General features: G+C 72.3%; 9 protein-coding genes and 1 pseudogene. 2 read left to right on the top strand and 8 right to left on the bottom strand.

What is annotated here, in order from left to right:
• From ACIF80_RS28705 to ACIF80_RS28680, 6 genes and pseudogenes are all read right to left on the bottom strand, one after another.
• Positions 1 to 269 (bottom strand): annotated as a pseudogene (locus ACIF80_RS28705) (ABC transporter permease); the annotation flags it as partial.
• A 98-nt stretch (positions 270 to 367) separates the two neighbouring features.
• Complete coding sequence (locus ACIF80_RS28700) at positions 368 to 1213, bottom strand: glycosyltransferase family 2 protein (RefSeq protein WP_399809993.1); 846 nt, start codon at positions 1211 to 1213, stop codon at positions 368 to 370.
• Between the two features lie 44 nt (positions 1214 to 1257).
• Entirely contained in the window at positions 1258 to 2037 is a 780-nt protein-coding gene (locus ACIF80_RS28695) for a CDP-alcohol phosphatidyltransferase family protein (RefSeq protein ID WP_399809973.1), read from the bottom strand.
• Positions 2015 to 3076, bottom strand: a complete 1062-nt coding sequence (locus tag ACIF80_RS28690) for an iron-containing alcohol dehydrogenase family protein (protein WP_399809971.1) — start codon at positions 3074 to 3076, stop codon at positions 2015 to 2017. The genes ACIF80_RS28695 and ACIF80_RS28690 overlap by 23 nt, the downstream gene beginning before the upstream one ends.
• Positions 3064 to 3816 carry a sugar phosphate nucleotidyltransferase gene (locus tag ACIF80_RS28685; RefSeq protein WP_399809969.1) on the bottom strand — a complete coding sequence of 251 codons (753 nt, stop codon included), beginning with the start codon at positions 3814 to 3816 and terminating at the stop codon, positions 3064 to 3066. The genes ACIF80_RS28690 and ACIF80_RS28685 overlap by 13 nt, the downstream gene beginning before the upstream one ends.
• Complete coding sequence (locus ACIF80_RS28680; protein ID WP_399809968.1) at positions 3813 to 5768, bottom strand: DUF5941 domain-containing protein; 1956 nt, start codon at positions 5766 to 5768, stop codon at positions 3813 to 3815. The genes ACIF80_RS28685 and ACIF80_RS28680 overlap by 4 nt, the downstream gene beginning before the upstream one ends.
• 850 nt (positions 5769 to 6618) lie before the next feature.
• Here ACIF80_RS28680 and ACIF80_RS28675 point away from each other — a divergent pair.
• Both ACIF80_RS28675 and idi read left to right on the top strand, forming a co-directional pair.
• A complete protein-coding gene (locus ACIF80_RS28675) occupies positions 6619 to 7557 on the top strand; it encodes a cation diffusion facilitator family transporter (RefSeq protein WP_399809967.1) in 939 nt (312 codons plus the stop codon).
• A 377-nt stretch (positions 7558 to 7934) separates the two neighbouring features.
• Positions 7935 to 8528, top strand: coding sequence for an isopentenyl-diphosphate Delta-isomerase (idi, locus tag ACIF80_RS28670; protein ID WP_399809965.1), 594 nt, complete (start codon positions 7935 to 7937; stop codon positions 8526 to 8528).
• Between the two features lie 56 nt (positions 8529 to 8584).
• On the opposite strand, the gene ACIF80_RS28665 is transcribed toward idi, so the two are convergent.
• Entirely contained in the window at positions 8585 to 9100 is a 516-nt protein-coding gene (locus ACIF80_RS28665) for an ATP-binding protein (protein ID WP_399809992.1), read from the bottom strand.
• Positions 9101 to 9274: 174 nt separating this feature from the next.
• On the bottom strand, positions 9275 to 9898 hold the full coding sequence (locus tag ACIF80_RS28660; RefSeq protein ID WP_399809963.1) for an HdeD family acid-resistance protein: 624 nt from the start codon (positions 9896 to 9898) through the stop codon (positions 9275 to 9277).
• Positions 9899 to 10005 lie beyond the last annotated feature (107 nt).

The following is a 10005-nucleotide window of genomic DNA, read 5'->3' as shown; positions in this document are numbered from 1 at the left end:
AAGTACACGGCCGCGTTCAGCAGCGGGGTGGCCACCTGCCACAGCTGACCCAGCTTCGCCTGGCTGTACTGCGCCGTCAGCTTCGCCCGGGAGAACGTGAGGATGAAGTGCCGGCGCCCCCAGAGCTGACGGACGTACTCGACGAGCGACGGCCGGGCACCGCTCACCGTCAGCCCGTACTTGGCGGCGAGCTCGGCCGCCGTGAGGCTCTCGTCGGGCGGCGCGGACGCGCTGACCGCGACCGTGCCGTCGTGCCTTGTCTCACTCACTGGTGAAAGCTTTCCCTCTTCGAGATGCGCGGGCCCGTACGGACCCGGCATGCGCCGGGGAGCCTGGCTGCGGCCCCGATGTTCCGGACACGAGCTTGTCAGATGACAGGGGGCCGGCCCAGCCGGGTCAGCCGCCACACCGTACGCCACTTCATGGGCCGGCGCGGGCCGCAGGGGCTGGTCCACCCCTCCCGGAAACCGCCGAACCAGGCCTTGAGGGCCGGGCGCGACGGTCTGCGGAGCAGGGTGAGCAGCATCCAGACACCCAGGTAGAGGGGGACCAGGGGCGCGGGAAGGTTGCGGCGGGCCAGCCAGACGCGGTTGCGGGCGACCATGCGGTGGTAGACCGCGTGCCGTGAGGGGGCGGTGGTCGGGTGGTACAGCACCATGTCGGACCGGTAGTCGATCATCCAGCCCGCGTCGAGGGCCCGCCAGGCCAGGTCGGTCTCCTCGTGCGCGTAGAAGAACGCGTCGGGCAGCACCCCGGCGTCGGCGAAGACCCGGGTGCGTACGGCGTTGGCGCCGCCGAGGAAGGTGGTCACCCGGGAGGAGCGCATCGGGTCGGCGGCGCGCAGCCGGGGCACGTGACGGCGCTGGGTGCTGCCGGTCTCCGGGTCGGCGATGCGGAAGCTGATGATGCCGAGTTCCGGGTCGGCGGCGAACGCCCGGCGGCACAGCTCGGCGGTGTCGTGGTGGGCCAGGAGGCCGTCGTCGTCGAGGAACAGCAGGATGTCGACGTCCTGGCCGCCCGGACCGAACGCCTCGATGCCGACGTTGCGGCCGCCGGGGATGCCGAGGTTCTCCGGCAGCTCGACGGTGCGCACGCCGTCGGGGACCTCCGGGACGGGCGAGCCGTTGCCGACGACGACGACCCGGACCGGGTCGCCGTCCTGCTTGGCGATCGAGTCGAGCAGGGCGCGCAGCTCGTCGGGGCGGTTGCCCATGGTGATGATCACCGCGCCGACCTTGAGGGAGGGTCCCACAGCGGTCACCTCAGCCTGCTCGATGCAAGGACGGACACCAGGTGCAGCACGGTCTGGAGCAGGGCTATCCCGGCGAGGACGGCGACACCCAGGCGGGTGAAGAACAGGTCGCCCCGGGCGGCGTCGACGATCGCGAGGATCACGATCAGCAGTGACGCCTCCATGCCGAGGATCAGCCGGTGGAACTTCAGGGCTCCGGCGGCCCGGCGGGCCAGCGCCATGCCGGAGGAGCGCGGCTCGGCGGCGGCCTCCTTGACCGGCGGCAGTCCGCCCTGGTGGCGGGCCACGCCGACCAGGTCGGTCTCGGCCTTGATCAGGATGGCGCCGAGGGCGGCCAGGGTGCCGAGGAAGGCCCAGAGCCAGTCGATGCGGCCGGTGCCCCACAGGTCGGCGGCGCGCAGACCGAAACCGACGAGAACGGCCGCGTCGCACAGGTAGGCGCCGACCCGGTCGAGGTAGACCCCGCTGAGCGAGAACTGCTGCTTCCAGCGGGCGACCTCGCCGTCCACGCAGTCCAGCAGCAGGTACAGCTGCACCATGACCAGGCCGAGGACCGCCCCCGTGATCCCCGGCACCAGCAGGGCCGGGGCGGCGAGGACGCCGAAGACGGTCATCAGATACGTGAGCTGGTTGGGCGTGACCCTGGTGTTCACCAGGTAGCGGTCCACCCGCAGGGACACCTCACGCATGTAGAGGCGTCCCATCCAGTGCTCACCGCTGCGCCGGTCCTTCACCCCCGCGGGGTGGACGACCGGACGGAGTTCAGCTACCGATGGCCTTGACATAGTCGGCGTAGACGTCCTTGATCTGTTCGGTCTTCAGGTCGAGATGTTCGAGGATCGTGAAGCGGCCGGGGCGGGTCTCGGGAGCGAATTCGACGACTTTGACGAACTCGTCCGCCGTGAAGCCGATCTCCTCCGGCAGTACCGGCAGTCCGTGCCGGCGCAGGACGTCGGCCATGTACACCGACTCGTCGTGCGCGCCGCGCAGGTACATCGCGAAGGCCGCGCCCAGGCCGCACTGCTCTCCGTGGGCGGCGGCCCGCTTGGGGTGGAGCAGGTCGAAGGCGTGGTTGATCTCGTGGCAGGCGCCGGAGGACGGCCGCGAGTCGCCGGACACCGACATGGCGATGCCGCTGAGGACCAGTGCCTCGGCGAGCACCTGGAGGAAGTCGTTGTCGCCGATGCCCCCGGGGTGGCGCAGTACGGACTCGCCGGCCTGCCGGGCCATGGCGGCGGCGAGCCCGTCGATCCGCTCGCCCTTGACCCTGCAGGCCAGTTCCCAGTCCGCGACGGCGGAGACATTGGAGATGGCGTCGCCGATGCCGGCGCGCACGAAGCGCACCGGGGCGTTCCGGATGACGTCGAGGTCGATGACGACCGCGATCGGATTCGGCACGCCGTAGGAGCCGCGGCCGGCGTCGTTGTCGAGGGTGGCGACCGGCGAGCACAGGCCGTCGTGCGCGAGGTTCGTCGGTACGGCGACCAGGGGGAGGCCGACGCGTGCCGCGGCGAACTTGGCACAGTCGATGATCTTGCCGCCGCCCAGTCCGACGATGGCGTCGTAGTGGCCGGCCTTTATGGCGCCGGCCAGCCGGACCGCGTCGTCGAGGGTGCCGCCGCCGACCTCGTACCAGGTGGCGCCGGGCAGCGACGGGGAGAGCCGCTCGCGCAGTCCGGCGCCGGAGCCGCCGCTGACGGCGACGGCGAGGCGGCCGGACTGCGCGATGCGCTCGTCGGCGAGGACCCCGCCCAGGTCGTCGAGGGCTCCGGGGCGGATGTCGACGACGAGGGGGGAGGGGATGAGCCGGGTCAGTACTGGCATGCGATCTCCCGTCCACGGGCGAGATCGTCGTGGTTGTCGATCTCCACCCAGTCGATGTCGCCGATCGGCGCCACGTCGATCCGGAAGCCGCGGTTCACCAGTTCCTGGTAGCCGTGCTCGTAGAACTGCTGCGGGTCGGTCTCCCACACGGTCTTCAGCGCGTCGGCGAGCGCGGGGGCGGCGTCGCCCTCGATGAGGGTGACGCCGATGTACTCCCCGGTCGCCTCGGCGGGATCCATGAGCTTGGTGATCTTCGTCATGCCCTTGCCGGGGTCGACGACGACCTTCATCTCCTCGTCCGCGAGGGACTTCACGGTGTCGAGGGCGAGGATGATCCGCCTGCCCTCGCCGCGGGCGGCGAGGAGCGTCTTCTCGACGGAGACCGGGTGCACGGTGTCGCCGTTGGCGAGGATCACGCCGTCCTTGAGGGCGTCACGGCCGCACCACAGGGAGTAGGCGTTGTTCCACTCCTCGGCCTTGTCGTTGTCGATGAGGGTGAGCTTGAGGCCGTACTTCTGCTCCAGGGCCGCCTTGCGCTCGTACACGACCTCCTTGCGGTAGCCGACGATGACGGCGGCCTCGGTCAGGCCGATCTCGGCGAAGTTGCCGAGGGTGAGGTCCAGGACCGTCGGTTCGCCCTCTATACCCGCGGGCCCCACCGGCACCAGCGCCTTGGGCAGGGTGTCGGTGTAGGGGCGCAGACGCCGTCCGGCGCCGGCCGCCAGCACGAGGCCGATCATGCGGGTTCTCCTTCATCGTGTACGGCGGGTGCGCCGCCCCGGTGGGCGGTCACCCAGAAGCGGATGCTCTCGAGGAGCACCAGCAGGGCCACGGCCACGGCGAGCACCGTGAGCGCGACGGCGAACTGCGGGGCGGTGAGCAGGGCGGCCAGGACGACGACCGCCAGGGTGCGGCCCTCGTGACCTCCGATCGCCCGCACCAGCCAGGGCGGGGGCGCGCCCGCGTCGCCGCGGATGCGGTAGACCGTGTCGTAGTGATGGTAGGCGACGGCGGCCACCAGACCGTAGGCCGCCGGAAGCGCTCCGTTCACCCCGGCGCCCGCCGCCAGGGCCAGGACGGTGCCGTACTCGGCGGCGCGCAGGAACGGCGGGACCAGCCAGTCGAGGGGGCCCTTGAGAGGGCGGGCGACGGCCAGGGCGGAGGTCAGGACGTACAGGAGGGCGGCGAGGACGGGCCACGGTCCGCCGAAGCCGGTCAGCGCGGCCGTGGCGACGACGGCGGCGCCGCCGAGCAGGGCGACGGCGGGGGCGGTGAACCCGGGCAGGCGCCGCACGACGGGCTCCAGCGCCCCGGCGAGGCGTTCGGCGAGCGGTCCGGTGTCGGCGAGGTCCGCGAGGGCGCGCGCCGCGCGGTCGGTCCTGCGGGCCTTGCGGGTGAGGGAGCGCAGGACACGGCCGGCCGTGGTGTACGTCGCCGCGAAGGCGCAGCCGATCAGCAGGGCGTAGAAGGTGATGCGGGGGGTCGTGAGGGCCGTGAGAACGGCGATCATCGCCCAGCGCTCACCGATCGGGAGGACGATCATGCGGCGCACCCAGACCGTCCAGCCGACGCTGTCGAGCTTGCTGGAGAGAGCGGCGGTGGGACTGGTGTCGGCGGTGGCGGCGGTGCTGTCGACGTTCGCCTCGTTGAACGAGAAGTCCACGACGTGCCGGCAGGTCTGCAGGACCATCGCGCCGAGCGCGAGGGCCCAGACGTCATCGCCGCCGCGGGCCGCGCCGAGGGCGAGGCCCGCGTAGTAGGCGTACTCCTTGGCCCGGTCGAAGGTGGCGTCGAGCCAGGCGCCGAGGGTGGAGTACTGCAGGGAGTAGCGGGCGAGCTGGCCGTCGGTGCAGTCCAGCACGAAGGAGGCGAGGAGGAGGACACCGGCGGCGACGAAGCCTCCGCGGGTGCCGGTGGCGGCGCAGGCCGCCGCTATGAGCGCGGTGAGCAGGGAGGCGGTGGTGACCTGGTTGGGGGTCAGTCCGCGCCGGGCGCACCAGCGGGCGATGTAGCGGGAGTACGGGCTGATGCAGTAGGTGGTGAAGAAGCCGTCCCGGGCCTTGACGGCCGACTTCAGCCGGACGGCCTCGTCGTCCACCGCGGCGACGGCCTGCCGGGCCTCGTTGCGGGTCTGCGGATCGTCGGGGACGGTGGCGACGAGGCTGCCGAGGTCGGGGCGGTGCGGGTCGCTCCCGTCGGCGCTCAGAGCGGCGACGATGCGGTCGGAGAGGGTGCCGGTGAGCGTGGTGCCGGCGGGCGTCGGAGCCCCGCCGGACGCGGTCTCGCCGGCATCGCCGGTCACGGCCTCGGTGGCGGCAGCGGTCTCGGTGGCGCCGGTGGCCTCGGTGGCCCCGGTGGGGGCAGCGGACTCGGAGACCGCGGTGTCCTCTCCGGCCGTCACGCGGGCCATCGCGAGGGTCAGGGCCTGGCGCGCGGCCGGCTGGGCGGTGACGGCACCGGGGATCGCCGCGAGCGGGAAGCGGGGGTCGGTGAGGCCGAGGCGGAGCGCGTGCTCGTGGCCCACGAACCGGGCGTCGACGACGGCGACCCGCTGTCCGGCGGGCACCTCGGCGAGCAGGCTCCCGGCCGCCGCGGTGTCGGACGCGATCCGCACGTCGAAGCCGAGGGAACGCAGGTCCGCCTCGATCGACGAACCCGGAACCGGCTGGCCGGTGAGGATGGCGGTCGACAACCGAATCTCACTCCCTGGATGCCGACGCGTCCACGCCGGTCGTGTACATGGTGGGGGGCGGCCGTACGGGGCCTCCGAGCGGCATGTCGGCTGAGGTTAGCGGATGTCCCTGAACCCGCGTTCACCGCCCGTTCGGCGGTTGGATCGTTGTGGTTTCACCTGCGTCCCTGCCGCGATCATCATCGGGGATAGCGGGGCCGGCCCACAAACCGCGCACCCAGAAGGGGCATTGATGCGCATAGCAGGCATCACCCCGGCATGGTCCGCCCGGCGCGGGCCGGGCCCTCGGGACGGGCCCGCCGCGAGGAAGGCGACTGCCCCCGGACGCGTACGAGGCGGGCCGCGATCGGCACCAGGAGCGGGTCACCGGCCCCTGACCAGCGCAATGACCGCACCGGGGACCGCGGACAGCCCGAAGAGGCGCCGGGCGGGCGGCCCGGCCACACCGTACCGCCGGGGAGGACGAGGGCTCTCCCGCCCCCTGCGCCGGAGGTAGGAAGGCGGGCGCTCCGCGCTCCCCGCGCCGGCGGGCGCGCACGGCGAGCCCGGTGCGGGTCTCCTGTGGATCTCGTCACGGGGGCCACGCCCCGTACCCCGGCGCGTGCGCAGGGTGAGACAGGCCCGACGCCCGGTGCCGCCCGCGTCCGCGCCCGAGGACCCTCGCGCGCGTGGCCCGCCGGCACCGCCGACCGGGTTGTCCAGAAGGCGCGCACACCGCCCCGAGCATACCTGACCTGCGAACTGTTTCCGCAGGTCAAGGCACATGACAACGGTGTTCAGTGCCGCGTTGCCCCATACCCCCTCCCCGTAGTTCACTGTGATCCGGACGAGTCATGGAGGGACGGCTTTCATGGGGGCTGGGCACGATCACGGGCACGCGCACGGCGCGCATGCCGGCGGTACGGCGAGTGCGGCGTACCGCGGCAGGCTGCGGGCGGCGCTGGCGATCACGCTCGGTGTCATGGTCGTCGAGATCGTCGGCGGTCTGCTGGCCGACTCGCTCGCCCTCGTCGCCGACGCGGCGCACATGGCGACGGACGCGCTGGGGCTCGGCATGGCCCTGCTGGCGATCCACTTCGCGAACCGCCCGCCGAGCGAGCACCGCACCTTCGGCTACGCCCGCGCGGAGATCCTCGCGGCGCTCGCGAACTGTCTGCTGCTGCTCGGGGTGGGCGGCTACGTGCTGTACGAGGCGGTCCAGCGGTTCGTCGCACCGGCCCCCACCGAGGGTGGGCTGACGCTGGTCTTCGGCGCGATCGGTCTGGTCGCCAACCTGGTCTCGCTGACGCTGCTGATGCGCGGGCAGAAGGAGAGCCTCAACGTGCGCGGGGCGTTCCTGGAGGTGGCCGCCGACGCGTTCGGCTCGGTCGCGGTGATCGTCTCGGCGCTGGTCGTCGTGGCGACCGGCTGGACGGCCGCCGACCCGATCGCCTCCCTCGTGATCGCCGTGCTGATCGTGCCCCGCGCCTTCAGGCTGCTGCGCGAGACCCTGGACGTCCTGCTGGAGGCGGCACCCAAGGGCGTGGACATGGCCCAGGTCCGGGCGCACATCCTGGGCACGCAGGGCGTCGAGGACGTGCACGATCTGCACGCCTGGACCATCACCTCGGGCATGCCGGTGCTCTCCGCGCACGTGGTCGTCAGCTCCGAGGCACTCAGCGCCATCGGGCACGAGAAGATGCTGCACGAGCTGCAGAGCTGCCTGGGTGACCACTTCGACGTGGAGCACTGCACCTTCCAGCTGGAACCGCGCGGTCACGCGGAGCACGAGGCGCGGCTCTGCCACTGAGGCGGCACCCGGCTGCGGGGCCGTCCGAGCGCGTGGCGCGGCGCCGCTCCGTGACGCGTCGTGACGTGACGTGGCGGGAGTGCGTGCGGGAGGCGGCCGGGGCGGGAGGCGCCGCTGGGGCGCGAGGCCGGTATTCACGCGCCGGGAGGCGCATCCTTCCGCCCCCGTACCGGCGTCCTTTCCCTCATGGCGCCCCGCTCCTCGTGGTTCTCCCGCCGCCGGTCCGGGCAGGTCATCCCCCGGGCCCCTCTTCCGGTACGGCCCGCGCCGGCCGTGGACCGTACCGCCCGCGGGACATGCGGGCGGTACGGGGGAGTGCCGGGAGTGCCGGATTCGTGCGGCAGACTTGGGGCGCGAAGACCGAATGAAGGATGGGTATGCCGATCACACCTGCCACCGCGACGCACAACCCGTCGAGCGGTACCGCCGAGGCGATTCTGCTGGAGCTGGTCGACGAAGACGGCGTGACGATCGGCACCGCGGAGAAGCTCGCCGCCCATCAGCCTCCGGGGCAGCTGCACCGGGCGTTCTCGGTGTTCCTCTTCGACGAGCGCGGCCGGCTGCTGATCCAGCAGCGGGCGCTGGGCAAGTACCACTCCCCCGGTGTGTGGTCCAACACCTGCTGCGGGCACCCCTACCCCGGTGAGGCGCCGTTCGCGGCGGCGGCCCGGCGCACCTTCGAGGAGCTGGGGCTGTCCCCGTCGCTGCTCGCCGAGGCGGGCACGGTGCGCTACAACCACCCCGACCCGGCCTCCGGTCTGGTCGAGCAGGAGTACAACCACCTGTTCGTCGGCATGGTGCAGGCACCGCTGCGGGCGGATCCCGAGGAGGTGGCGTCCACGGCGTTCGTGACCCCGGACGAGCTGGTCCGGCGCCATGGCGAGGACACCTTCTCGGCGTGGTTCATGACCGTGCTGGACGCGGTCCGCCCGGCGGTCCGGGAGCTGACGGGACCGTCCGCGGGCTGGTGACCGGGCGGCGGGCCTGCCACCGGTGGTGGCCGTCGGAGCGTGTGGGCGTGCGGCCGTCAGGCCCGCGCGGGCTTGAGCGGCAGGGCGGCCCAGATCACCTTGCCGCCGCTCGCGGTGTGCTCGACGTCGCACATGCCGTTCGACTCGCGGGTGATCTCGCGCACCAGGAGCAGTCCGCGGCCACCGGTGCGGCCGTGGTCCGCCTCCAGGGCGGTCGGGCGGTAGGGGTGGTTGTCCTCCACGGACACCCGGACCCACTCGGCGCCGACGGCGACCTCGACGGCGAGCATCGGGGAGAGCAGTGCCGCGTGCCGTACGGCGTTGGTGACCAGTTCCGAGACGATCAGCAGCAGCCCCTGGACCACCTCTTCGGCGACCGGCACCCCCTGGCGCCGCAGCAGGTCCCGTACGGCGTGGCGCGCCTGCGGGACCGAGGCGTCGACGGCGGGGGCGGTGAACCGCCAGACGCCTTCGTACGGCAGCGGTGCCGAGCGCGGTGGGGCGGTCTCCGCCCCGGTGGGTCTGTCCCCGTCCTCCGGGCGTGGGCCGGGCCCGCGCCCCTGGTCGTCCATCGTCCGGTCGCCACCCTCACGCTCGATTGTCACCACACGTCGAGTGTTGGTAACTATGCGCGTCACACCGAAGCCCTGAACAGAAGTCAGCGAATATCGAGCGTTTCTGACCGTTGACGTATGCCGTGGTGGGTTACGGGACTGTTTCTGTCTGCTCCGTGTCATGTCGGCGGACTATTCGGGTTGTACGGGTTCGACGCCCGGCCCGGTGCGCTCCGGGGCCGTCAGCCGGCCGGAGACCATGCCCACGATCCTGCGTCCGCCGTAGCCGGTGGCGATCAGACCGAGCCCGTCGAAGAGCAGGGTGAGCGAGAGGAAGGCGCCGATCACGTACTGGCTGCTGCTGGGCCAGGTGATCAGCACCAGGATTCCGAGGAGGAGGCCCAGGACGCCCTGCAGGAGCGTCACGCCGAACTGTGGACCGCGCACCACCATACTGCCCACCAGGCGGAACAGGCCGCCGGTGAGGAACAGCAGCGCGGCGAACATGGTCAGCGCCTCGGCCGCCGCCTCCGGTGTGCGCAGGACCACCACGCCGGCCGCGATGTTCAGTGCCGCGACGATCACCGCGAGCCAGAAGAAGTTGCTGTGCCGGGCCTGGACGGCGTGCAGCAGTGAGACCGCACCGCCGACCAGCAGCAGCCAGCCGAACAGCACCATCGTCGTCAGAGTGGCGACACCGGTGTAGACGAGACCGACGAGGCCGGCGACGACCAGGATCACGCCGAGTGCGGCGAGCCGGCCGAACCCGCTCTTCAGTTCGGCCGCCTCGTCGCGCGGTGGGGTGGGCTTGGCCATGGCTGCCTCCTCGCTGTCCCTCCCCTGTCGTTCTCCCCTGCCCCACGGGTCGCGTAACGCTTCACGCGCTCCTGCCGGTCAGCGCCCCGACCGGGGCGGATAGCATC

The organism is Streptomyces sp. NPDC085927, from assembly GCF_044540975.1.
GTDB lineage: Bacteria > Actinomycetota > Actinomycetes > Streptomycetales > Streptomycetaceae > Streptomyces > Streptomyces hirsutus.
Note: the sequence above shows the minus strand (reverse complement) of the source record. Positions and strands in the feature narration are given on the sequence as shown.